The 23,703-nt window shown below is 74.0% G+C and carries 19 protein-coding genes; 10 read left to right on the top strand and 9 right to left on the bottom strand.

The window, feature by feature from the left end; translation table 11 throughout:
- Nucleotides 1-27: 27 nt before the first annotated feature.
- The 4 genes from ABZY31_RS23040 to ABZY31_RS23025 form a co-directional block, all read right to left on the bottom strand.
- A complete protein-coding gene (locus tag ABZY31_RS23040; protein ID WP_356413200.1) occupies nucleotides 28-1,293 on the bottom strand; it encodes a beta-ketoacyl synthase N-terminal-like domain-containing protein in 1,266 nt (421 codons plus the stop codon).
- Nucleotides 1,290-2,561, bottom strand: coding sequence for a beta-ketoacyl-[acyl-carrier-protein] synthase family protein (locus ABZY31_RS23035; RefSeq protein WP_356413198.1), 1,272 nt, complete (start codon nucleotides 2,559-2,561; stop codon nucleotides 1,290-1,292). The genes ABZY31_RS23040 and ABZY31_RS23035 overlap by 4 nt, the downstream gene beginning before the upstream one ends.
- Entirely contained in the window at nucleotides 2,558-3,025 is a 468-nt protein-coding gene (locus ABZY31_RS23030; RefSeq protein WP_356413196.1) for a cupin domain-containing protein, read from the bottom strand. The genes ABZY31_RS23035 and ABZY31_RS23030 overlap by 4 nt, the downstream gene beginning before the upstream one ends.
- 115 nt (nucleotides 3,026-3,140) lie before the next feature.
- Nucleotides 3,141-4,247, bottom strand: coding sequence for a SchA/CurD-like domain-containing protein (locus ABZY31_RS23025; RefSeq protein ID WP_356413194.1), 1,107 nt, complete (start codon nucleotides 4,245-4,247; stop codon nucleotides 3,141-3,143).
- 228 nt (nucleotides 4,248-4,475) lie between these two features.
- Between ABZY31_RS23025 and ABZY31_RS23020 the strand changes: the two genes are divergently transcribed.
- Nucleotides 4,476-6,113, top strand: coding sequence for an FAD-dependent monooxygenase (locus ABZY31_RS23020; protein WP_356413192.1), 1,638 nt, complete (start codon nucleotides 4,476-4,478; stop codon nucleotides 6,111-6,113).
- Nucleotides 6,114-6,215: 102 nt separating this feature from the next.
- Here the strand turns inward: ABZY31_RS23020 and ABZY31_RS23015 are convergent, their stop codons facing one another.
- The 3 genes from ABZY31_RS23015 to ABZY31_RS23005 all read right to left on the bottom strand — a co-directional run bounded on the left by ABZY31_RS23015 (nucleotide 6,216) and on the right by ABZY31_RS23005 (nucleotide 8,478).
- Complete coding sequence (locus tag ABZY31_RS23015; protein ID WP_356413190.1) at nucleotides 6,216-6,446, bottom strand: acyl-CoA carboxylase epsilon subunit; 231 nt, start codon at nucleotides 6,444-6,446, stop codon at nucleotides 6,216-6,218.
- A 176-nt stretch (nucleotides 6,447-6,622) separates the two neighbouring features.
- Nucleotides 6,623-8,092, bottom strand: coding sequence for a UDP-N-acetylmuramoyl-L-alanyl-D-glutamate--2,6-diaminopimelate ligase (locus ABZY31_RS23010; protein WP_356413189.1), 1,470 nt, complete (start codon nucleotides 8,090-8,092; stop codon nucleotides 6,623-6,625).
- Nucleotides 8,093-8,310: 218 nt separating this feature from the next.
- On the bottom strand, nucleotides 8,311-8,478 hold the full coding sequence (locus tag ABZY31_RS23005) for a hypothetical protein (RefSeq protein WP_356413188.1): 168 nt from the start codon (nucleotides 8,476-8,478) through the stop codon (nucleotides 8,311-8,313).
- An 851-nt stretch (nucleotides 8,479-9,329) separates the two neighbouring features.
- Between ABZY31_RS23005 and ABZY31_RS23000 the strand changes: the two genes are divergently transcribed.
- The 4 genes from ABZY31_RS23000 to ABZY31_RS22985 all read left to right on the top strand — a co-directional run bounded on the left by ABZY31_RS23000 (nucleotide 9,330) and on the right by ABZY31_RS22985 (nucleotide 14,677).
- Entirely contained in the window at nucleotides 9,330-11,189 is a 1,860-nt protein-coding gene (locus tag ABZY31_RS23000) for a galactose oxidase early set domain-containing protein (protein ID WP_356413186.1), read from the top strand.
- A 44-nt stretch (nucleotides 11,190-11,233) separates the two neighbouring features.
- On the top strand, nucleotides 11,234-11,797 hold the full coding sequence (locus ABZY31_RS22995; RefSeq protein WP_356413184.1) for a GNAT family N-acetyltransferase: 564 nt from the start codon (nucleotides 11,234-11,236) through the stop codon (nucleotides 11,795-11,797).
- 29 nt (nucleotides 11,798-11,826) lie between these two features.
- Nucleotides 11,827-13,638, top strand: a complete 1,812-nt coding sequence (locus ABZY31_RS22990; RefSeq protein ID WP_356413182.1) for a glycoside hydrolase family 15 protein — start codon at nucleotides 11,827-11,829, stop codon at nucleotides 13,636-13,638.
- A gap of 154 nt (nucleotides 13,639-13,792) precedes the next feature.
- Nucleotides 13,793-14,677, top strand: coding sequence for a glycoside hydrolase family 19 protein (locus ABZY31_RS22985; protein WP_356413233.1), 885 nt, complete (start codon nucleotides 13,793-13,795; stop codon nucleotides 14,675-14,677).
- A gap of 45 nt (nucleotides 14,678-14,722) precedes the next feature.
- Here ABZY31_RS22985 and cynS read toward each other — a convergent pair whose 3' ends face one another.
- Together cynS and ABZY31_RS22975 are read right to left on the bottom strand one after the other, a co-directional pair.
- Entirely contained in the window at nucleotides 14,723-15,193 is a 471-nt protein-coding gene (gene cynS, locus ABZY31_RS22980) for a cyanase (RefSeq protein WP_356413181.1), read from the bottom strand.
- 74 nt (nucleotides 15,194-15,267) lie between these two features.
- A complete protein-coding gene (locus tag ABZY31_RS22975; RefSeq protein ID WP_356413179.1) occupies nucleotides 15,268-15,843 on the bottom strand; it encodes a carbonic anhydrase in 576 nt (191 codons plus the stop codon).
- Between the two features lie 137 nt (nucleotides 15,844-15,980).
- Between ABZY31_RS22975 and cynR the strand changes: the two genes are divergently transcribed.
- The 5 genes from cynR to ABZY31_RS22950 all read left to right on the top strand — a co-directional run bounded on the left by cynR (nucleotide 15,981) and on the right by ABZY31_RS22950 (nucleotide 23,690).
- The gene (cynR, locus tag ABZY31_RS22970; RefSeq protein WP_356413177.1) at nucleotides 15,981-16,919 is read left to right on the top strand and encodes a transcriptional regulator CynR; all 939 of its coding nucleotides are present in this window, start codon (nucleotides 15,981-15,983) and stop codon (nucleotides 16,917-16,919) included.
- A 125-nt stretch (nucleotides 16,920-17,044) separates the two neighbouring features.
- Nucleotides 17,045-17,887 (top strand): methyltransferase domain-containing protein, encoded by an 843-nt coding sequence (locus tag ABZY31_RS22965; protein ID WP_356413175.1) that lies wholly within the window; start codon nucleotides 17,045-17,047, stop codon nucleotides 17,885-17,887.
- 258 nt (nucleotides 17,888-18,145) lie between these two features.
- Complete coding sequence (upp, locus tag ABZY31_RS22960; RefSeq protein WP_356413173.1) at nucleotides 18,146-18,814, top strand: uracil phosphoribosyltransferase; 669 nt, start codon at nucleotides 18,146-18,148, stop codon at nucleotides 18,812-18,814.
- On the top strand, nucleotides 18,811-19,776 hold the full coding sequence (locus ABZY31_RS22955) for an EamA family transporter (RefSeq protein ID WP_356413172.1): 966 nt from the start codon (nucleotides 18,811-18,813) through the stop codon (nucleotides 19,774-19,776). Before upp ends, ABZY31_RS22955 begins: the two co-directional genes overlap by 4 nt.
- The gene (locus ABZY31_RS22950; RefSeq protein WP_356413170.1) at nucleotides 19,773-23,690 is read left to right on the top strand and encodes an amino acid adenylation domain-containing protein; all 3,918 of its coding nucleotides are present in this window, start codon (nucleotides 19,773-19,775) and stop codon (nucleotides 23,688-23,690) included. The genes ABZY31_RS22955 and ABZY31_RS22950 overlap by 4 nt, the downstream gene beginning before the upstream one ends.
- Nucleotides 23,691-23,703: the final 13 nt, after the last annotated feature.

Here is a 23,703-nt window from a genome sequence, read left to right as displayed (position 1 = left end):
TCTCTCTGCGACTGCTTCTTCCGTGGGTCACGGGTGCTGACTGCGGATCACGAGCGCCGAGTTGGAGCCCATCAGGCCCCGGCTCAGCACGAGGGCGGTGCGCAGCTCCGCGGAGCGGGCGCCGCCCGTGACCACGTCCAGGTCGTGGCACACGTCGAAGACGTTCGGGGTGGGCGGGAGGATGCCGTGCTCCAGGGCCAGGACGGCGGCGGCGACGTCGAGGGTTCCGGCCGCGCAATAGGCGCGCCCGATGCCGCTCTTGGGGGCGGTGACGGCCACCTTGCGGCCGTGGGCCCCCAGGGCCGCGTGCAGCGCGCGGGCCTCGGCGGCGTCGGCCTCCGGGGTGCCGAGGGCGTCCGCGAAGACGACGTCGACCTCCTCGGGGGCGCAGCCCGCCTCGCGCAGCGCGCCGCCGATGGCCCGGGCGAGGCCCTCCGCGGACTCCGCCCAGCGGCCGGGTCCGGTGAAGGTCGCCGCGTGCCCGGCCAGTTCGGCGCGCACGGGGGCGCCGCGCGCCACGGCGGCCCGTCCGTCCTCGACGACGAACATGGCGCCGCCCTCGGCCGGGACGAAGCCGCAGGCCTTGTCGGTGAAGGGGCGGTAGGCCCGTTCGGGGTCGTCGCTGAGGCTCAGCCCCTCGTACCCGAGCTGGCAGACCACCGAGTACGGGGCCAGCGGTGCCTCCGTCGCGCCGACCAGCATGGCGCGGCTGCCCTGGCGGACGGCCCGGGCTGCGTGGGCGAAGGCGTCCAGGCCGCCCGCCTCGTCGCTGGCCAGCACCCCGCAGGGGCCCTTGAACCCGCGCCGGATGGAGACCTGGCCGGTGCTCGCCGCGTAGAACCAGGCGATGGACTGGTACGGGCCGACGTAGCGGGGGCCCTGTCCCCAGAGCCGCTGCAGCTCGCGCTGCCCGAACTCGCCGCCGCCGGAGCCCGCGGCGGTGACCACGCCCACGGAGTAGGGGTCGTCCTCGTAGTCCGCGCGGCCGAGCCGGGCGTGTTCCAGGGCGAGGTCGGCCGCGGCGAGGGCGTGGTGGCTGAACCGGTCGGTCTGGACGAGGAAGCGGTCCTCGACGAGGGTGCCCGGGTCGAAGCCGCGGACCTCGCCCACGACGCGCAGCGGCAGGTGTTCGCAGCCCTGCCGGGTGATCCGGCCGATGACCGCGTCCCCGGCCTGCGTGGCCTTCCAGAAGGCGTCGGCGCCGGTCCCGTTGGGTGCGACGACCCCGACGCCCGTGATGACGACCGCCGGGGGGCCGGGCGACCGGCCGCCGGTGCGGGGGGCGGCGTTCACACGCTCACCTCCTTCGGCTGGGACATGACCACCGCGGACTGGAAGCCGCCGAACCCGCTGCCGACGGAGAGCACGCTGCGCAGCCGGTGTTCCCGGGCGGTGCGCGGTACGTAGTCCAGGTCGCATTCGGGGTCGGGGGTCTCGTAGTTGGCGGTCGGGGGGACTACCTGGTGGCGGAGCGCCAGGACGCAGGCGGCCAGTTCGATGGCGCCGATGGCGCCGAGCGAGTGCCCCACCATCGATTTGATGGAACTCATCGGGGTCTTGTAGGCGTGGTCGCCCAGGACGCGTTTGACGGCCGCGGTCTCGTGCCGGTCGTTCTGCTTGGTGCCGGAGCCGTGCGCGTTGACGTAGTCGACGTCCGAGGCGGCGATCCGGGCCTGCCCTAGGGCGGTTTCGATGGCCCGGGCCATTTCCAGGCCCTCGGAGGTGAGCCCCGTCATGTGGTGGGCGTTGCCGAAGGTGGCGTACCCGCCGATCTCGCAGTAGACGGTGGCGCCGCGGGCCCGGGCGTGCTCCAGCTCTTCCAGGACGAGGACGGCGCCGCCCTCGCCGAGGACGAATCCGTCGCGGTGCGCGTCGAAGGGCCGGGAGGCGTGGGCCGGGTCGTCGTTGTTCGCCGAGGTCGCCTTGATGGCGTCGAAGCAGGCGACCGTGATGGGGGACACGGGAGAGTCGGAGGCGCCCGCGACGCAGACGTCCATCCGCCCCTCCTGGATGGAGTGGACGGCGTACCCGATCGCGTCGAGGCCGGAGGTGCAGCCGGTGGACACGGTCTGTACCGGCCCCCGCGCGCCCGTCTGCTCCGCCACCGCCGAGGCGAGGGTGGCGGGGGTGAACGCGCGGTGCAGGAAGGGCGAGGCGAGGTGCTCGTCCACGTCCCACCACTCGCCCCGCTGGCTGACGGCGACGTAGTCGTGCTCCAGGCGGGTGGTGCCGCCGACGGCGGTGCCGAGGGAGACGCCGGTGCGCCAGCCCGCGTCGCCGGTGAGGTCGAGGCCCGCGTCGGCCACCGCCTCCCGGGCGGCGACCAGCGCGAACTGGATGTACCGGTCCGCGCGGGCCGTCGCGTCCTCGTCGAGGCCGTGCGCGGCGGGGTCGAAGTCGACCTCCGCGGCGATCCGGGAGCGGAAGCCGGCGGGATCGAAGAGGGTGATCCCACGGGTCGCCGTACGCCCGTGGGACAGCAGGTCCCAGAAGGCGGCCGTGCCGATGCCGCCGGGCGCGACGACGCCGACTCCGGTGACGGCCACCCGGCGGCGGGTCACGACACCGCTCCCGTACGGTCCGGCGGGCGATCCCATTCGACGGCCGTCGTGTGCGCCGTCGCGTGGGTGGTCGCGTGCGCCGCCTCCTCGGTGTCGACGTGGCCCAGTTCGGGCCGGGGGGCGAGCGGGCCGAGGTGGAAGACCATGCGCGCCTCGGTGTCGCCGACGTTGCGGAACCGGTGGCGCACGTTGAGCGGAACCAGGAGCCCCTGGTCGGTGCGCAGCGGGTGGGGCTCGCCGTCGAGGTCGACCTCGAGGTGTCCGGCCACCACGTACACGAACTCCTCGGAGTACGGGTGGTAGTGCTCGGCGATGGATTCTCCGGGGGCCATCACCGCCAGGCCCATGAAACCGCTGGTGCAGCCCACCGACGTCGGTGTGAGCACGGCTCGCAGATCTCCTCCGCGCCGGGTGTTGGGCTGCGTCTCGCTGAGGTCGACGATGCGTGGGCGTTCTCTGGTCATGGCGGACTTCCTCCGGGCGGAGACGGAGCCTGCGCGAGGCTGTCGTGGCTGGGGGTACGGGGGTGGAAGGGCGCCGCGGGGCAACCGCCGTGTGCGGGCGGTCGCCGCGGCCGGATCAGGACGCCGCGGGTGCGTGGCGGTCCGTGATCAGCTTCATGGGGCGGGGCGCGGCCGGGGCGTGCCCGGCCGGTCCGGCGAGCAGCCGCGCCAGGACCGCCGCCGCGCGGGGTCCCTCGAGGCCGACGGCGGCCGCGGGGCGCGCCTCGGGGGGACCGCTCACGTCCAGGAGGCGCACGACGACGTCGTCGCGCTGGAAGATGCTGCTGCTGCGCACCGGCCCGCCGGGGCGCCGGGCCGCGGCCTCGTCCTGCCGGGAGAGGAACCGGGCGAGGGCGGGCCCGCAGCCGGGCTTGGCGGGGTAGAGGACGGCGTGGCGGTGGACGTCGGCCGCGCCCGGCTCCTCCTCGGGGGCGGCGATGTGGTGGACCGCGGGGAGTCCGGCGCGCATGAAGAACATGCGGGCCGATTCCGGGTCGGCCAGGTCCCGGTCCTGTTCCAGGTAGGGGTTCAGGGCCTCCTCCACGGCGCGGACCTCGGGCTGTTCGGACACGTGCCGCAGGGCCGCCATCAGGTCGCCCTGGACCTCGACCGTACGCACGACCCGGTTGCCGTGCATGAAGAGGGAGGTGCGGCGCAGCCGGGTGTGGTCGTCGACCCGGGCGGCCGGGGAGGCGTAGGAGGAGAGGATCTCCGCCACCGCGTCCTCGCTGCCGGGCTTGACCGTGAAGGTGAGGCCGTGGCGGACGATGCCGGCGCCGAGCCGGGGCGCGGGCTGGAGCCGGGCCCGTACCGCGGGGGCGGCGGGGGCGTCGTAGCGCTTGCCCGTCTCGCGCAGGACGGTGAACTTGAGCGGCTTCATGGCGCGGGCGCAGGCGCCGAGCGGGCGGACCTGTTCGGCGTGCGCCTCGCTGTTGACCCAGGCGAGGTACTGGGGCGCGCTCTCCCATTCGCTGGTGATGAGCCATTGGGAGGGGTTCTCGAAGGACTGGCAGAGCTGGTCGCCGAGGTGGCCCGGGACGGACGCGATGTCGTGGCGGAGCTGCTCGTACGCCTCGAAGAAGCGCTGCTGGGTCCCTTCGTGGAGGTCCATCAGCAGGACGACCCGGAGCATCGAGCCGTCGAAGGCGGACTGTGACACCCGTTCGGCCAGGGTGTTGGTCATCTGCTCGCTCCTTCGTGAAGACGTGGGGGCCAGCCCGTTCCGGTCCGGGGGCGGTGCCGCTGTCCCTCATGGTCATCCCGACCGCCACGTACCGCTACATCTCACAATCAAGCGGGTGACAACCGGCGAATCGCCCGGGCTTGCGGACGGATCCGGGCATAAAGGACTTCGCACAAAGGACTTCACCGCCCCGCACCGACCCGCACAGAAATCAGGAGCCCTTCGCCAATGGAAGAGAACGTCGATGTCCGCGTACCGGTCCTCGTCGTGGGCGGCTCCCTCGTGGGCCTGTCCACTTCGCTGTTCCTGAGCCGTCACGGGGTCAGGCACCTGCTCGTCGAGAAGCACGCCGGGACCTCGGAGCACCCGCGCGGACGCGGGATCAACGCCCGGACCATGGAACTGTTCCGCACGGCCGGAGCGGAACCGGCGATCCGGCGGGCCGCGTCCGTGCTGGAGGGCAACAACGGCATCCTGCAGACGGAATCGCTCACCGGCGACCAGCACAACTGGCTGGTCAAGGCCATCGACCCGGGCGGGGCGCTGGCCCGCTTCAGCCCCACCGGCTGGTGCCTGTGCAGTCAGAACAACATCGAGCCCGAACTGGCCGCGCAGAGCCGGGCGCAGGGCGCCGACGTGCGCTTCTCCACCGAACTGATGAGTTTCACCCAGGACGAGGACGGTGTCGACGCCCTGGTGAAGGACCGGGAGACCGGCGAGCACATCCGGGTGCGCGCCGACTTCCTGATCGCCGCGGACGGTCCGCGCAGCCCCGTCCGGGAAGCCCTGCGCATCCCCCAGACGGGTGGCGGCGAGCTGTTCCACAACGTCAGCATCACCTTCCGCTCGGAGCGGCTCACCGAGGTGCTGGGCGACCTGCGCTTCATCGTCTGCTACCTGATCCGGCCGGGCGCGGACGGGGCGCTGCTGCCGGTGGACAACCGGTCGCAGTGGGTCTTCCACGCCCCCTGGCACCCGGACCGGGGCGAGACGCTGGAGGACTTCACCGAGGAGCGGTGCGTGCGCCAGATCCGCGAGGCGATCGGCGTCCCGGACCTGGACGTGGTGATCGGCGGGAAGGCCCCGTGGCACGCGGCCGAACGGGTGGCCGTGCGGTACTCCTCCGGCCGGGTGTTCCTCGCCGGGGACGCGGCCCACGAGATGTCCCCCACCGGCGCCTTCGGCTCCAACACGGGCGTCCAGGACGGCCACAACCTGGCGTGGAAGATCGCGGCGGTGCTCGACGGATCGGCCGGCGCCGAACTGCTGGACACCTACGAGGCCGAACGGCTTCCCGTGGCCAAGGCCACCAGCGAGCGGGCGTCGGCGCGTTCGGCCGAACACAGCCACCCCGGGTACGCGCCGCCGCCGGTGATGGGCGGGGGCGGCCCCAAGAGCGGGGTGCTGCCCACGGCCATGGGCTACTGCTACCCGGTCGGCGCGGTCGTCGGCGGCGACCCCGGCCGTCCGGTCATCCCGGACGGGCTGCGCCTGACGGGTGACGTCGGCACGCGGGCGCCGCACCTGTGGCTGACCCGGGCCGGGCAGCGGATCTCCACCCTCGACCTGTACGAGCGCTCGTTCGTCCTGCTCAGCTCTGCGGGCACCCCGTGGGCGGCCGCGGCCGGGGAGGCGGCCCGGCGCACCGGCGCGCGGCTGGACTCCTACACGATCGGGACCGGGGACTCGGGGGCCGATCTGGTCCAGCCGGACGACGCCGACTGGGCGCAGGCCCACGAACTGCCGGCCGCGGGCGCCGTACTGGTCCGCCCGGACGGGTTCGTGGCCTGGCGCGCGGAGGGGGCCGCGGCCGACCCCGAGGCGGTCCTGGCCGACGTACTGCGTCAGGTGCTGCGCACGGCCTGAGGCCGGGCGGCGCCGGGCCCTCGCCGAGCCGGGTCACCGCGCCTCGCGGGGGCCCGGCCCGGGCGGGCCGGGTCACCGCTTGCGCGGGAGTGGCGGGCGCGGTCAGCCGCAGGCCCAGCATCCCGCCCAGCACCCGTGGCCCCGCGGCCCCGGATGGCGGTGGCGGGGGGCCCGGGCCGGCCGGTGGGCGGGGCGGGCTTCGCGGGCGGCGTGCGAGGCCCGGCCCACGAGGCAGGCCACCACGACCGCGACCGCGGCGAGTTCTTCGGGTTCGGCGGTGCCGCGGTGGACCCGCAGCAGGTTCGATATCGGCGCGTCCGACTGCATCGACATGGCCCCTCATCAGGAGAGTTCACCCTGTCGGGCCGCATGGGCCCCTGACGCTGACGACGCTACGAGCGCCGGAACGCCCTGTCGTGCCGGGGCGCTCCGTCCACACCCATCCGGGCGACACGCCCGAGCGCGCGGACCGTCTCGCGGCCGCCCGCTCGCGCCCGCCCGCGCCCGTGCTACGGCCCGACGAGTTCGCGGACCGTGGCCATGTCGCTGAAGGGGAACAGCCGGTCGCCGACGATCTGGTGCGGCTCGCTGCCCTTGCCCGCGATCAGGACCGTGTCCAGGGGACCGGCGACGGACAGGGCGTGGGCCACGGCCTCCCGGCGGTCGGTGAACCGCTCGAAGGGCGTACCGGTGGCCACCAGACCGGGCGCGATCTGGTCCAGGATCCCCTCCGGGTCCTCGTGGCGGGGGTTGTCCGAGGTCAGGACGCACAGGTCGGAGTGGGTGCCCGCGATACGCCCCATCTCGGCGCGCTTGGTGGTGTCCCGGTCCCCGCCGCAGCCGAAGACCGTGATGACGCGTCCGGCCGCGAACCCGCGGATGGCCGTCAGCACCTTGTCCAGCGAGTCCGGCGAGTGGGCGTAGTCCACGATGACCGAGGTTCCGTCCGGCGTCCGCATCCGCTCGAACCGGCCGGGCACCGGGGGCATCACGGCGAGCGCGGCCACGAGCCCGGGCAGGTCGTGCCCCAGGACGTGGCAGGCCGCCACGGTGGCCAGCGCGTTGGAGACGGAGAACCGGCCGGGGACGGGAAGGGAGGCGGCGTACCGCTGCCCGGCGTGGTGCAGGGTGAAGCGGGTGCCCGAGGCGTTTAGCACCAGATCGGTGGCCCGGTAGTCGGCCTCCGCGTCCAGGGCGTACGTGGTCACGGCGCCCGGCATCATCGCCCGGATGCCCGCGCCCACCGGGTCGTCGACGTTGACCACGGCGCGTCGGCAGAGCCCCTGGAAGAGGCGGAGTTTGGCGTCCCGGTAGTTGTCCATCGTGCCGTGGTCGTCCAGGTGGTCCTGGGTCAGGTTGGTGAAGACGCCCACGTCGATGAACGTACGGTCCACGCGGTGCGTCAACAGGGCCATCGAGGTGGCCTCCAGCACGGCGCTGGTGGTTCCGCGGTCGCGCATGGCGCCCAGCAGGTACTGCAGATCGGGCGATTCGGGGGTGGTCAGCGCCGAGCGGGGCATCGGGATCAGCTCGTCGCCGATGCGGCTGCCGGCCGTTCCGATGACGCCCACCTTCGCGCCCTCGGCGATCCGCAGCACCGACTCCACCATGTAGGACACGGAGGTCTTGCCGTTGGTGCCGGTGATGGCCACCACGTCCATCTGCCGCCCGGGTTCGCCGAAGTAACGGGAGGCGGCGACGGCGGCCGCCTTGCGGGTGTCCGCCACCCGTACGAGGCATCCGCCGGGCGCCGGGGCCGTCGGTACCCCCGCGCCGACGAGGACGGCGGCGGCGCCGCGCGCGAGGGCCGGGCCGACCGCGGCGGGGCCGCCCTCGACGTGCCCCGGAACCGCGATGAAGAGCGATCCGGGGGTCACCCGGTCGACGTCGAAGGTGGGCCCCGCGGTGATCGCCACCGCGTCAGGGTCGCCCCGGAGGACCTCGTGGTCGTGCCCTGCCAACAGCTCGCTGAGCTTCATGTGGTCCCTTCGAAGGTGGCGCGCGGCCCGGTCGTGCGGCGGCGGCCAGGCGGCAGCTCCGGCGGTGCGCCGGTGGCTGCGGTGAGAAGTGCGCGCACCCGCGGGCGGTACGTGGCTCCGCGGAGAGCGGGTGCGAACGGTGCGACCCGGGGAGCGACGGTGCGGGTGCGGGTGCGCTCTGCGGGGGTGGCGGTGGACGGTGCTGCGGCGGAAGACCGCTAGCCGTGGCCGTGCGGCGCCCCGCACCCGGCCCGGGGTGCCCCGGCCTCGTACGCCGCCGCCCCGCCGACCGCGGGGGCCCCGGGCCGCGCGGCCGCGGTCGCGCGCAGCGCGAGGGCGGCCCGGTGCGGGCTCTTCCCCGTGACGCGTGTGCGAGTGCGACCCATGCGCCGAGTGTACGTGCGGTGGAGCGGCCGGGATTCCGCGTGGCGGGGGGTCCCGCCGGTGGCCGGGGGCCGGGTCGGGGGATCGGGCTGGGGAATCCCGAAGTGGATCCCGCCCGGTCGGGCATCTGGCTCGGGGCACCGGCCCGGGGCCTGCGCCCGGGGAGCGGGCTCGGGGAGCGGGCTCGGGGCTCCGGACCAGAGCTCCGGCCCGACGTCCGCCCGGGCCCCGGCCGGGCATCCGGCCCGGGGGGCGAACCCTGGTCTCCGGCCCGGGGTTCCCGCCCGGGGAGCGGGCCCGGGACTCCGGCCCGACTTCTGCCCGGGGCACCGGCTGACCATCTGAGCCGGGGCTTCGGCCACAGACTCCCGCCCGGGGCACCGGCCCGAGGCTCCGGCCGGGGCCCGCTCGGGGAGTGCGCCCGACGTCCGCCGGGGCCCGACCGGGCATCTGGCCCGAGGACGGACCCGGGGCTCCCGCCCGGCGCACCGGCTCCCGCCTGGGCATCCGGCCCGGGGAGCGGGCCCGAGCATCCGGCCCGGAGGCGAACCCGGGCATCCGGTCCGGGCATCTGGCCCGAGGGCGAACCCGAGACTCCGGACCCGGGGTTCCCGCCCGGGGAGCAGACGCGGGGAGCAGACCCGGGGCACCGGCCCGGGGAACGGGCCGGGGCATCCGGCCCCGGGGCTCCGGCCGCCCGGCTGCCCCGTCGCCGCAGGGTCTGCGTGCGACAGGGCGGCACCGCGCGCGGCACACCGAGGGCGCCGTCCCTTTTCTCCTACTATGGGCCGCGATTCGGCCCGAGGGTGCGGGAGATCACCCGGTGGCGTCCCCTCTCGTGTCCAGGAGCCCCATGCCCCGCGCGCACCGGCCCGCCGTCCACTCCCCCCTCCGCTCCGCCGTCCTGGCCGCCTGCCTGGTCCTCGGCGCCGCCGGCGCCCTCGCGTCCGGCGGCGGGACCCTGGCCGCCGCCCCCGCCGCGGCCGCCTCCGCCGCTCCCCCCGTCCCCGACCCCGGCGAGGTCGCCCTGCTGGGCGAGGAGCACGCTCGGGAGCACGCCCGGCGGCGGTCCGCCGTCGGGAACGCGGGCGCCCCCGAGTACCCGCAGGCCGCACGCAGCGCGAGCCTCGATTCCCTGGCGGCCTCGCAGCGGGCGGCGAACGCGGCCTTCGACGCCGCCGCGTCCGGCCGGTTCACGGAGTACTTCCCCTCCCCCGACTTCGGCGTCCACGTGGCCCAGCTGCCGACGGGCAAGGTGCTGCTCTTCTCCTTCGAGCGCGTCAACACCGACCCCACCAAGGAGACCGGCCCCACCGACCGGATCGGCCGCACCAACGCGGGCCGCGCCTACCTCTGGGACCCGGCCAGGGGCACCGGCCCCCGCGCCTTCAAGAAGGTCGAGCCGCCGACCGTCCTGATGCCGGACGGGACGTACGTGCCCCGGCCGGCCCCGTTCTTCTGCGCCGGCCACGCCTTCCTGCCCAACGGCATGGTCGCCGTGTTCGGCGGCAACGTGGGCGGGAAGGGCGGGACCGGCGCCAAGCTGTCGTTCGTCTTCGACCCGTGGACCGAGACCTGGTTCCGCAACCGCGACATGTCCGTGGGCCGCTGGTACCCCTCGGTGGTGACCGGCGCGGACGGGCGCCAGCTCATCATGTCGGGCCAGTCCGAACGCGGTACGGGCACGCCCACCCCGGTCGTGGAGCGCTTCCCCGCGCGCTCGCGCCCCGTGCCGTGGCGCAGGTACGACCTCCCGGTCAACCTCCCCGTGGAGCGGTTCGGGGCGGACGCGCCCTTCCGCAACGACTACCCGCACCTCTTCTCGCTGCGGGACGGCATGATCTACGGGCTCGGGCGCGACGCGGACCAGCAGTGGCTCTTCGACCCGGTGAAGGAGACCCGCACCGGGCTGGCCCGGCGGCCCGCCGACTTCCGCGGATACGGCTCGGCCGTGCCGCTCCCCGCCGGATTCCGCGGACCGGACTCGGTCCTCGTCCTCGGCGGGGACCCGCACGACCCGAACACCTACCGGCTCTCGGGCGGGACGTGGACCGCCGAGGAGCCGCGGGCCTTCGGGCGGACGCAGGACGACACGCTGATCCTGCCGGACGCCACCCTGCTCACGGTCAACGGCGCCCTGGACACCCGCAACTACGGCAACGGCCCCTTCAACCCGCGGGCCGACCTCAAGTACCGGCAGACCGAGATCCGCGGCGCGGACGGACACTGGCGGCTGGGGCCCGCCCAGCGGCTCCCCCGCGGCTACCACTCCAACGCCCTCGTGCTGCCCGACGGGCGGATCATGGTCACCGGCGACGAACTCCAGCAGATCGCCAACGACCCGGACATCCACGACGGCATGGACGGCAGCATCGAACTGTACGAGCCCGCCTACCTGCATCGCGGCCCGCGCCCCTCGCTCGACCGCGTACCGGCCCGGTCCCTCGGCCACGGCACGGAGTTCCGCGCCGGGACCTCGACCCCCGGTGAGGTCCGGCGCGCCGTGCTGCTCGCCCCGACGACCGTCACGCACGCCGTGAACACCAGCCAGCGCCACCTCGAACTCCGCATCACCGCCGTCCGGGGCGACGGCGTCATCCTGCGCACGCCCGCCACCGCCGCCGACGCCCCTCCCGGCCACTACATGCTCTTCCTCCTCAACGCCCGCGGCGTCCCCAGCCGCGCCCAGTGGATCCAGCTCGGCACCCACTGACCCGCGGAGGCCGCCCGCCTTCCGCGTCTTGGCAGAATGCGGGCATGCGCTCCGACGTGGCCCTGCGACAACTCGACCCCGACCTGCTCGACGCCCTGCTGGACACCGCGGTGGCGGACGCCGATCCGCTGGAGGTGATGCCTGCGGTGCCCGGCTCCACCGGATGGACCGCCGAGGCCCGGGCGGCGTTCCTCCGCTTCCACCGCACGCGGTCCCTGTCCGCCGAGCCCGTGGAGGCCACCTTCGCCATCCTGGTCGGGACGGACGTGGTGGGGGCCGCCCGGTTGTGCCCGGTCGTACCAGCCCCTGCCCCGGCCGTGGCCGGCTCTACGGAAACGGCCGGCCCGTCGGGGACCGCCGATCCGGCGGAAGCCGTCGAGGCGGGGGTGTGGATCGGGCGGCGGCACCGGAGCGCGGGGGTGGGCGGCGCAGTGCTCCGGCACCTGCTCGACCGCGCCCGGGCGGACGGCTTCAGGACGCTGCTCATCAGCACCAGCCGGGACAACACCCGCGTCCACCGCATGATCGCCGGCCTCGGCGCCGACCTCGTCCACGGGCCGGACGGCGTGAGCGCGCGGGTGGATCTCACCCCCGGTCGGGCCGCTTAGTGGGTGGATCACCGGGGAACACGACTCGCGTGAACCAACGCATCGAGGACTACGCGCTGATCGGCGATCTGATGACCACCGCCCTGGTGGGCCGGGACGGATCCATCGACTGGCTGTGCCTGCCCCGCTTCGACTCGGGCGCCTGCTTCGCGGCGCTCCTCGGGGACGAGGAGAACGGCCACTGGCGGATCGCTCCGGCCGTGGCGGAGGCCGGCGCCGGGTGCACGCGGCGCGGCTACGTCGGCGACTCCCTCGTGCTGGAATCGGTCTGGGAGACCGACGAGGGCACCGTCAAGGTCACCGACTTCATGCCGCAGCGCGACGTCGCCCCCGATGTCGTCCGCATCGTCGAGGGCGTCTCCGGTGCGGTGCCCATGGCGGCGTCGCTGCGTCTGCGCTTCGACTACGGCGCCGTCGTCCCCTGGGTGCGGCGCAGCGACGGCCACCGGGTGGCCGTCGCCGGGCCCGACTCGACCTGGCTGCGCAGCGACCCGCCCGTGGAGACCTGGGGCGAGGACAACAGCACCCGCTCGGAGTTCACCGTCGAGGCGGGCGAGCGGGTGGCCTTCGTCCTCACCTGGCACCCCTCGCACGAACCGCGCCCGGACCTCGTCGACCCCTACGAGGCGCTGGAGCACAGCCTGGAGGACTGGCGGGAGTGGTCGGCCCAGTGCCGCTACGAGGGCCCCTACCGCGAGGCCGTCATGCGCTCGCTGATCACGCTGAAGGCGCTGACCTACGCTCCGACCGGCGGCATCGTCGCCGCGCCCACCACCTCGCTCCCGGAGGAGATCGGCGGCGTACGGAACTGGGACTACCGCTACTGCTGGCTGCGCGACTCGACCCTGGCCCTCGGCTCGCTCCTGCAGACCGGTTTCCTGGAAGAGGCGCGCGCCTGGCGCAAGTGGCTGCTGCGCGCGGTCGCGGGCAATCCGGCCGACCTCCAGATCATGTACGGCATCGCGGGCGAGCGCCGGATTCCGGAGACGGACCTGCCGTGGCTGGCGGGGTACGAGTCCTCCGCGCCGGTCCGGGTCGGCAACGCGGCCGTCGACCAGCTCCAGCTCGACGTGTACGGGGAGGTCATCGACTCCCTCTACCTGGCCCGGACCTCGGGGCTGGTCTCCGAGGCGCACGCCTGGCAGATCAACCTGGCCCTGCTGCGGTTCGTGGCGGAGAACTGGCGCCGGCCCGACGAGGGCCTGTGGGAGGTGCGCGGCCCCCGGCGGCACTTCGTGCACTCCAAGGTGATGGCGTGGGTGGCCGCCGACCGGGCGGTGCGCACCCTGGAGGCCCACCCGGATCTGGAGGGCGACGTCGAGGCCTTCCGCGCGATGCGCGACGAGGTCCACCGCGATGTGTGCGAGAAGGGCTTCGACCCGGTGCGGAACACCTTCACCCAGTCGTACGGCTCCACGGAACTCGACGCGGCGACCCTGCTGATCCCCCGGGTCGGCTTCCTGCCGCCGGACGACCCCCGGGTCATCGGTACGGTCGACGCGGTCCGCGAGGAACTGGGCCACGGGGGGCTCGTCCGCCGCTACTCGACGGAGGGCCCCTCCGTGGACGGCCTGCCCGGCGCCGAAGGCACCTTCCTGGCCTGCTCGTTCTGGCTGGCGGACGCGCTGCTGATGACGGGGCGGGAGAAGGAGGCGCGCGAACTCTTCGAGCGGCTGCTGGAGTTGCGCAACGACGTGGGGCTGCTGGCGGAGGAGTACGACCCGGTCGCGGGGCGCCAGCTGGGCAACTTCCCGCAGGCCTTCAGCCACATCGGCCTGGTCGGGACGGCCCTCGCCCTCGGCGGCGCCTGGCCGGTGGCCGACGGCCCGGCCGACCGCTAAGCGGAATCCCGGGCCCGCACACAGGACGAAGCTGGTCTAGACCTTGACAGGTCCAGACCAGCTTCGCTTGAGTGGCGGTAGTTGCCCCCACGGCAACTCCCCCCACCCAAGGAGCAGTTCCGTGATACGTGCGCTACGCCGCCGCGCCCTCGCCCTGGCATCCGCCGCGGCCGTGACCGCCGCCCTCGCCCTCGCCCTGCCCGCCACCCCCGCCGCCGCGGCCACCGCCTGCGCGGGGCCCTGGGCCTCCGCCGCCGTGTACACGAACGGGATGACCACCTCGTACGGCGGCCACAACTGGCAGGCCAAGTGGTGGACGCAGGGCGAGACGCCCGGCACCACCGGCCAGTGGGGCGTCTGGGCGGACCAGGGGGTCTGCGGAGGCGGCCAGGACCCCGACCCGGACCCCGGAACACCGTCCGGATTCGTCGTGTCCGAGGCCCAGTTCCGCCAGATGTTCCCGAACCGGAACCCGTTCTACACCTACAACGGGCTGGTCGCGGCCCTGTCCGCCTACCCCGCCTTCGCCCACACCGGCGACGACACCACCAAGCGCCGCGAAGCCGCCGCCTTCCTGGCCAACGTGGCCCACGAGACCGGCGGGCTGGTCTACATCGTCGAGCAGAACACGGCCAACTACCCGCACTACTGCGACGCTTCCCAGCCCTACGGCTGTCCGGCCGGGCAGGCCGCCTACTACGGCCGCGGCCCCATCCAGCTCAGCTGGAACTTCAACTACAAGGCGGCCGGCGACGCCCTGGGCATCAACCTGCTCGCGAACCCGTACCTCGTCGAGCAGGACCCGGCCGTGGCCATGAAGACGGCCCTCTGGTACTGGAACACGCAGAACGGCCCGGGCACCATGACCGCCCACGCGGCCATGGTCAACGGAGCGGGCTTCGGCGAGACCATCCGCTCCATCAACGGCTCGCTGGAGTGCAACGGCGGCAACCCGGCCCAGGTGCAGAGCCGGGTGGACAGCTACCGCGCCTTCACCCAGCTGCTGGGGGTCACCCCGGGCGACCGGCTGACCTGCTGACCCGCCGATCCGCCGAGGCGCCGGGGCACCCCGGCCCGGCCGCGCTCAGAAGGGCTTCGTCGGCAGGTACTTGCCGTCGAGCGTGATGACGGCGCGCTCCCCGCCCTCCGGGTCGGCGACCTTCTTCACGTCGAGCCGGAAGTTGATCGCGCTGATGATGCCGTCGCCGAACTGCTCGTGGACCAGGGCCTTCAAGGTGGTTCCGTAGACCTGGAGCATCTCGTGGAACCGGTAGATCGTCGGGTCGGTCGGGATGCCGCCCGGGATCGAGCCGCGGGTCGGCACCGTCTGCAGGAGGCGTACGGCGTCGTCGTCCAGGCCGAGCAGGCCGCCGACGGCGACGGCCGCGTCGGCCGGAAGGGGGTGCTGGCCGAGCAGGGCGGCGGTGACGAAGGCGACCGACAGACCCGTCACGTCGGCGATCTCCTGCCAGGACAGGTCCTTGCGGGTCTTGGCCTCGACGGCCGCGATCGCGAGGGCCTGCCGGGCGGAGGGGTCGAACTGGGCGTGCAGCATGGGGCTCTTCTTTCGTCGTGAGGGTGGAGACGTCGTGAGGGTGAAGGGGAAACAGCGGAGGGAAGGACGGGCGGTCAGGCCGCGGCCGTGAAGTCCTCGACGGCTCCCGTGGGGATGTCGTAGACCCAGCCGTGCAGGGTGACGCTGCCGGCGGCCAGCGCCCGGGCCACCGAGGGGTGGGTGGCCAGGTTGGCGAGCTGCGCGGCGACGTTGTCGCGGACCAGGGCGCCGACCCGGTCCGGGCCCGATCCGGCGCGGGCCACGGAGGCGTCGGCGTGCCGCAGCCAGCGGGCCACCGCGGGCAGGGCGGCCAGGTCCTGGTGCTCGGCGAGCGCGGTCATCGCGCCGCAGGCGGAGTGCCCGCAGACCACGATGTCGCGGACGCCGAGGACCGCGACGGCGTATTCGATGCTGGCCGCCACCCCGTCGGAACCGGGGGCGTAGGCGGGCACCAGGTTCCCGGCGGTGCGGATGACGAACAGCTCCCCCGGCTCCCGCTGCGTGAGCAGCTCGGGGACAACCCGGGCGTCGGAGCACCCGATGAACAGCGTCTGCGGCTCGTGGGTGGTCGCCAGGCGGGCGAAGAGGGCCGCCTTGGCCGGAAAGACGTCCTGCTGGAAGTGCGCGACACCTGCGGTGAGATCGTGCATGGCCACTCCTTCTTCGGGGTGCGTCGGTAGGGACGGGCTGACATGTTCCACCATGCATGAGCTGCCGCTATAGAGTCCAAGTCGCACTGATCATGACTCTTATAGGTGTCATCTATAGGCGGGTCTATGCTGGAGTCATGGCCCCCGAACTGCGCCACCTGCGCTACCTGCTCGCCGTCGCCGAACACGGCAGTTTCACCCGCGCCGCCGAAGAACTGCGCGTCTCCCAGCCGACCCTTTCGCAGCAGATCCGCCAGCTGGAGCGAGCGGTGGGGGTCCAGCTCCTGGACCGCAGCGGGCGGAGCGTGCGGGCCACCGACGCCGGGAGCACCTACCTGCACTACGCCCGCCGCGCGCTGCGGGACCTGGCCGCGGCCGAGCGGGCCGTCCTCGACGTCGCCGACCTGTCCCGGGGCTCGCTGCGGCTCGCGATGACCCCGACCTTCACCGCGTACCTGCTCGGGCCGCTGGTGGCCGAACTGCACCTGCGCCATCCCGGAATCACCCTGGACGTCCAGGAGATGACGCAGGCGCAGCTGGAGTCGGCGCTGCTGGCGGACTCCCTGGACCTCGCGATCGCCTTCGCGGGCCCGCACCTCGCGGGCATCGCCGCCACCGCCCTCTTCACCGAGAACCTCGGCCTCACCGTGGGCGCCGCCCACCCGCTCGCCGGGCGGACCGCTCCGCTGACGGCCGCGGAGCTGGCGGAGTGCGATCTGGCGCTGCTGAGCGGCGAGTTCGCCACCCGGACCCACGTCGACGGCTATTTCGCCGCACAGCGCATCGCGCCCCGCGTGGTGATGGAGGCGAACTCCCTCGGCGCCCTCACGGAGATCGTCCGGCGCACCGCCCTGGCCACGGTGCTGCCCGACGCCCTGGCCCTCGACCGCCCCGGGCTGCATCCCGTCGCCCTCACCCCGGCGCTGCCCGCCCGGGGCGTCGTCCTGCTGCGCCGTGAAAGCGCGTACGAGAGCGCGGCGGCCCGCGCCTTCTCGGCGCTCGCCATGCGCTGGACACCGCCCGGGCCGTCCGGACCGCAGGAAGAGCCGGGGCCGGCGGAGAAGCCCGCGCCGTAGGAGCCACCCGGGCCGCCCGCCGGAAAACCCGGTGACGCGGGGCCGCGGACGTGATGTCGTTCGGAACGGTCCACCATCAATGGCCCGCTCGAACCACCGTCTCCCACACAGAATCCGAGGACCACATGCCCCACGTCCCACCCGACCGCATCGCCGCGCTCACCACCGCCATGGCCGCCTCCGAGCTGGACCGCGAGGCCCAGGAGGTCCAGACCCGCTACCGGGCCGAGCTGGTACGCCGCTGGGACATCGCGCCCGGCGACCGGGTGCTGGAGATCGGGTGCGGGCAGGGCGACATGACCGCCGTGCTCGCGGACGCCGTGGGGCCGGACGGCCACGTGCTGGCCGTCGACGTCGCCGACCCCTCGTACGGCGCGCCGGTAACGGTCGGCGAGTCCGCCGCCCGGCTGACCGCCGGCCCGCTGGGCCCCCGCATCGACTTCCGCTTCGGCTTCGACGTACTGGACGAGGAGGCGGCGGGCATCCCGGACGGCGCCTTCGACCACGTGGTCCTCGCCCACTGCTCCTGGTACTTCGACTCGGCCGCGCGGCTCGGCCGCACCCTGGCCCGTGTGCGCCCGTGGGCCCGTACGCTCCGCTTCGCCGAATGGGACCTCACGCCGCGCGCCGCCGACCGCGTCCCGCACCTGCTCGCCGTACTGGCCCAGGGTCAGGCGGCCGCTTACGGGCACGGCGAGGGGGCCAATGTGCGCACCCCGATGTCCCGCGAGGCCCTGCGCGCGCTGCTCGGACCGGCGGGCTGGGAGCCCGTGGCGGAGGAGGGCGTGGAGAGCACCGGGCTCCAGGACGCCGACTGGGAGATCGCCATCTGCCGGGAGATGTACGCGGCCCTGGAGCCCGGCTCGGCGGTCGCCCGCGCCCTGCGGCCGACCCTGGACACCCTCGACGCCCTCGCCCTCCCGCGGGGCAACGCCACCCTCGACGCCTACGTGCTGACGGCGCGCTAGGCCGGCTCCTTGGCCCGTATCCGCTCCCCGCCCGACCGGATTCGGCCAAGGCGGGGAGCGGGGGCACGGGCCCCGGGCGAGCGGCGCGAGGAAGCAGGGGCAGGTCGCGCGGCCGGGGCGCGGGGGCGCGCGACCCGCCAGGGGGTCGCGCAAGGCGGGATTCGGTCAGGCGTGCGGAAGCCGGACCCTTGCGCACACCAAGTCACAGAGTGTTTGCTCTGTTTCCGACCGCGCCCCCACCGACGAAGAGCAGGACCCATGTCGACGACCCCGAAAGTCCACGAGCTGCCCCAGACCAACCAGCTGCGCGCCCTGCACACGGTCATCCGGGACCGTGGCGCCAGCCGCGCCGACTTCGTCCTGTACTCGCGCCGCGTGATCCGATTACTGCTCGAATCGGCGCTCGACCTGCTGCCGTTCGACAAGCACGAGGTCGTCACCCCTGTCGGCGAGACCTACCACGGGCTCAAGTTCACCGGGAAGCTGTGCGCCGTCCCGGTGATCCGCGCCGGGGACGCGATGGCCGAGGCGCTGCGGGAGTTCATCCCCGGCATCCGCATCGGCAAGATCCTCATCCAGCGGGACAAGACCACCAAGCTGCCGCACCTGCAGTACTGGAACCTGCCCGACGACATCGCCGAGCGGCACGTCCTGCTTCTGGAGCCGATGCTCGCCACCGGCGGCAGCGCGAACGCCGCGATCGGGGTGCTGACCGACGCCGGGGTGCGCGAGGAGAACATCGTCCTCGTCGACTTCCTCGCTGCGCCGGAGGGGATCGCCGCCGTCCACCGCGAGCACCCGGCCGTCACCATCATCACCTCGTCCATCGAGGAGTGCCTGAACCCCAACGCCTTCATGATCCCGGGCATCGGGGACTTCGGTGACCGCTTCTTCGGCACCACCGACTCGGCCGTGGCCGCGCGGTGAGCGGCCACCGGGTCGCCGCCGATTCCGCCGTCACCGCCCTCGCCCCCGCCGTGTGGGGATCGACGTATCTGGTGACGACCGAATTCCTGCCGCCGGACCGGCCGTTGCTCGCGGCCACCGTCCGGGCGCTGCCCGCCGGGCTGATCCTGCTCCTGATCGGACGCACGCTGCCGCGCGGGATCTGGTGGGCGCGGGCACTGGTCCTGGGCGTGCTGAACATCGGCGCGTTCTTCACGTTCCTCTTCCTCGCCGCCTACCACCTCCCCGGCGGCGTCGCCGCGCTGGTCGGTTCGGTCCAGCCGATGTTCGTCCTGATCCTGTCGGCCCTGCTCCTGGGGGACCGGATACGGGCCGTGCACGTGGTGGCCTGCGTCCTGGGCGCGGCCGGCATCGGGCTGCTCGTGCTCCAGCCGAACGCCGGGCTCAACGCGACCGGGGTGACGGCCGGCCTGCTGGCCGCGGTGAGCATGGCCTGCGGCATCGTCCTCACCAAGCGCTGGGGCCGCCCCGAGGGGGTCGGCCTGCTGACCTTCACCGGCTGGCAGCTGACCGTCGGCGGACTGGTCCTCGCGCCCATCGCACTGCTCGGCGAGGGCCTGCCGGACGCCGTCACCGGGCGCAACGTCGCCGGGTTCGCCTACCTCGGCTTCGTCGGGGCGCTGCTGGCCTACGCCGTCTGGTTCCGCGGGGTGGAGCGGCTGCCCGCCCTCGCCGTGTCCTTCCTCGGTTTCGTCTCCCCGCTCGCCGCCACCGCGCTCGGTTATCTGGTGCTGGACCAGACCCTGTCGCCGCTCCAGCTGGCCGGCGCCCTCGCGGTCGTCGCGGCGGTCGTGGTCGCCCAGCCGCGCGGCGGGCGCCGGGGGCCCGAGCGGCCCGCGCCGCCGTCGCCCGGCGAGCGTCCCCCCGTGTCCACCGGACGTACGGCGCCCGCCACGTCCCGACCGTCCGGAGTGGTCAGATGAACGCGGACCCGATCGACGCGCCGGCCGGCCCCGCCACCGTGCTGGTGGACCTGCTCGCCGCGCAGGTGCGGACCCGGCCCGGCGAGGTGGCCGTGAGCTGCGGCAAGGACCGGCTCACCTACCGCGAACTGGGCTCCGCGGCGGCCCTGTTGGGACGCCATTTGCGGCGGCTGGGGGCAGGGGCGGACACGCCGGTGGGGCTGTACGCGGAGCCCTCCCTCGACCTGATGACGGGGGCGTGGGGCATCCTCGCCTCCGGCGGGGCGTACCTGCCGCTGTCGCCGGACTATCCGGAGGACCGGCTGCGCTACATGATCGAGGACTCCGCGATGGGGATCATCGTGACGCAGCGCCACCTGGTGCCCCGGGTCCGCGAGCTGGCACCGGCCGGCACGACCGTGGTGGCCCTGGGCGGCGAACTGCCCGGGGCCCCGGACGGCGCGGACCTGGACGGCCCCCGGGCCTCGACGGGGCGGCCGGGTGACCTCGCCTACGTCATCTACACCTCGGGTTCCACGGGCCGCCCCAAGGGCGTGCTCATCGAACAGCACAGCATCGTCTCGCAGCTGCGCTGGCTCCTGGCCGAGGGCCACCTCGGTCCCGGCACCAGCGTGCTCCAGAAGACCCCGATGAGCTTCGACGCCGCGCAGTGGGAGATCCTCGCGCCCGCCGCGGGCGGGCAGGTGGTCATGGGGGCGCCCGGCTGCTACCGGGATCCCGAGGACCTCGTCGACACGATCACGGCGCACGGGGTGACCACCCTCCAGTGCGTGCCCACCCTGCTCCAGGCGCTGCTGGACACCGAACGCCTCGGCTCCTGCACCTCCTTGCGGCGCGTGTTCTCCGGGGGCGAGGCGCTGACCGTCAAGCTGGCCCGCGCCTTCGCGGCGCAGCTGCCCGGCACCCGCCTGGTGAACCTGTACGGGCCCACCGAGTGCACGATCAACGCCACCGCCCACACCGTCGACCTCGCGGCCCTCGACGGGGAGGAGGCCTCGGCGATCGTCTCCGTCGGCGTGCCGGTGGCGCACACCCGGTGCTTCATCCTGGATGTGGACCTGCGCCCGGTGGCCGGCGCCGGTGAGAAGGGCGAGCTGTACATCGGCGGGGTGCAGCTGGCGCGCGGCTACCTGAACCTGCCCGAGCAGACCCGCGAGCGCTTCCTCACCGCCCCCTTCCTCCCGGGCGAGCGGCTGTACCGCACCGGCGACCTCGCCTCGTGGAACGAGGACGGCACGATCCGATTCCGCGGCCGCGCGGACACGCAGGTCAAGCTGCGCGGCTACCGCGTCGAGCTGGAGGAGATCACCTCCGCCATCGAGGAGCACACCTGGGTGCGGCGGGCCGCCGCGGTGGTCACCGACGATCCGCGCACCGGTTTCCAGCAGCTCTCCGCGCTCGTCGAACTCAACCCGCGCGAAGCCTCGTTGATGGACCAAGGAGCACACGGCTCGCACCACCAGTCCAAGGCCAGCAAGCTCCAGGTCAAGGCCCAGCTCTCCAATCCGGGCCTGCGCCCCGCCGCGGACCTCGCGGGCCTGCCCGTGATCCCCTTGCCCGGCCGGGAGGCCACGGGCGACCAGCGGCGCGCGGCCTTCGCCCGCAAGACCTACCGCTTCTACGAGGGCGGCAAGGTCACCCGGGCCGATCTGCGCGAGCTGCTGGAGAGTCCCGCCGCCGTCGTGCCGCGGCCCGCGCGGTCGGCCGCCGACCTCACACGCGCCGAACTCGGCGAGCTGCTGCGCTGGTTCGGCCCCTTCGGCAGCGGCGAGCGGCTGCTGCCGAAGTACGCCTACGCCTCCCCCGGCGCGCTGTACGCCGTGCAGATGTACCTGGAGAGCGCGGGCGGCGTCGCCGGGCTGGCGGCGGGGATCCACTACTTCCACCCCGTCGACCACACCCTCGTCCGCATCGGTGACGCCCCGTCCGGCGCCGGCGCCCCTGGCCCCGGCGCGCTGCGGGTGCACTTCCTGGGGCGCCGCGCGGCGATCGAGCCGGTCTACAGCACCAACATCGAGGAGGTGCTGGAGTTCGAGACCGGTCACATGCTGGGCGTCTTCGAGGAGGTGCTCCCGGCGTACGGACTGACCGTGCGGCCCGCCGCGCACGGCGGCGCGGCGGTGCGGTCCGCCCTCGCGGTGGCGCAGGAGGACCACTTCGTCGGGACCTTCGAGCTGGTCCCCGCCGACCATGCCGCGCCGCCGGAGCCCGTGGACCTCTTCGTCCAGGCCCACCCGGGCCGGGTGCTCGACCTCCCGGGCGGCCTCTACCGGCTGGACGGCGGGGAGTTCACGCCCGTCGCCGCCGACGTGGTCGAAAAGCGGCACGTCATCGCGATCAACCAGGGCGTGTACGAGGCCGCGAGCTTCGGCGTCAGCGCCGTCAGCCGGGCCGCGGACGAGCGGCTCGCCTACGTGAGTCTGGGCCGGACCCTGCACCGGCTCCAGCGCAACGCCCTGCGGCTGGGCCTGATGTCCTCCGGCTACTCCTCCCGCTCGGGGCATCCCCTGCCCACCGCCCAGCGCATCGACGCCGTCCTCGCGGAAGCGGGCATCCCGTCGGGGCCCTCGTACTTCTTCCTCGGCGGCAAGGTCAGCGAGGAGCAGATCACCTCCACCGGGATGCGCGAGGACTCCGTCCACATGCGCGGCCCGACGGAGATGATCCGGGACGACCTGGCCCGGCTGCTGCCCGACTACATGATCCCCAACCGGGTGCTGGTCCTGGACGCGCTGCCGCTCACCGCCAACGGGAAGATCGACTACGCGGCGCTGACCGCCCGCGAGGAACTGACCGCCCCGGCCCGCGGTACCGGCGATCCCGTGCCGCCGCGGACCCGGACCGAACGCCTGCTCGCCGGGGCCTGGGGCAAGGCGCTCAAGTACGCGGACGTGTCCGGCGTCTCGATGACGGACAGCTTCTTCGCCTCGGGCGGCAATTCGCTGATCGCGATGACGCTCACCCGGTGGATCAACCGGGAGTTCGGGATCTCGCTGCCCATGCAGACGCTCTTCGGCCATCCCCGGCTGGCCGATCTGGCCGACCGGATCGCGGACGCCGATCCCGAACCGGCGTCCCGGCTGGTGCTGTTGCACGACAGCGGTCCGGCGGGCGGGCGGTACGCGCAGGGGCCCGGCTCCCCCGTGTTCTGCTGGCCCGGGCTCGGCGGCTACCCGATGAACCTGCGGCTGCTGGCCCGCGAAGCGCGTACGCAGGGCCCGTTCTACGGGGTCCAGGCGGCCGGCATCAACGCGGGCGAGGCCCCGTACCGGACCATCGGGGAGATGGCCGCCGCGGACGTGGCGGAGATCCGGCGGATCCAGCCCGACGGCCCCTACACGCTGTGGGGCTACTCCTTCGGGGCCCGGGTGGCCTTCGAGAGCGCCTGGCAGCTCGAACAGTCCGGCCAGCGGGTGTCCGACCTGCTGCTGATCTGCCCGGGCAATCCGAAGCTGCGCGACGCGCGCGGACGGCCGTACGGCCGCGAGTCCTCCTACGCCAACCCGGGTTACGTGACGATCCTCTACTCGGTCTTCGCCGGCGCCATCGCGCACGGACCGGACCTCGATGCGTGCCTCGCGGCCGCCGTGGACGAGGACGCGTTCGTGGAGTTCGTGGCCGGGCGCTTCCCCGAGCTGGACCCCGGCACGGTCCGGCGGATCACCCGGATCGTGGAGGAGACGTACGAATTCGACTACAGCTTCCACGAGATGGCCGAGCGGTGCCTGCGCGCTCCGGTGACCGTCATCCGGGCCGCCGGGGACGACTACTCCTTCATCGAGGGGCGCTCGGGGTACTCCGCCGCCCCGCCGGTCGTCATCGACCTGCCCGCCGACCACTACCAGGTGCTGCGCCGCGAGGGCATCGAGGCACTCGCGGCGGCCGTCCGCACCCGCATCCCGTCCCACGCCTGAACCGAACGCCGCC

The sequence above is a fragment of the Streptomyces sp. NPDC006529 genome, from assembly GCF_040611795.1.
In the GTDB taxonomy this organism is placed as follows: Bacteria; Actinomycetota; Actinomycetes; order Streptomycetales; family Streptomycetaceae; genus Streptomyces.
This window is presented reverse-complemented; position numbering and strand designations above follow the sequence as displayed.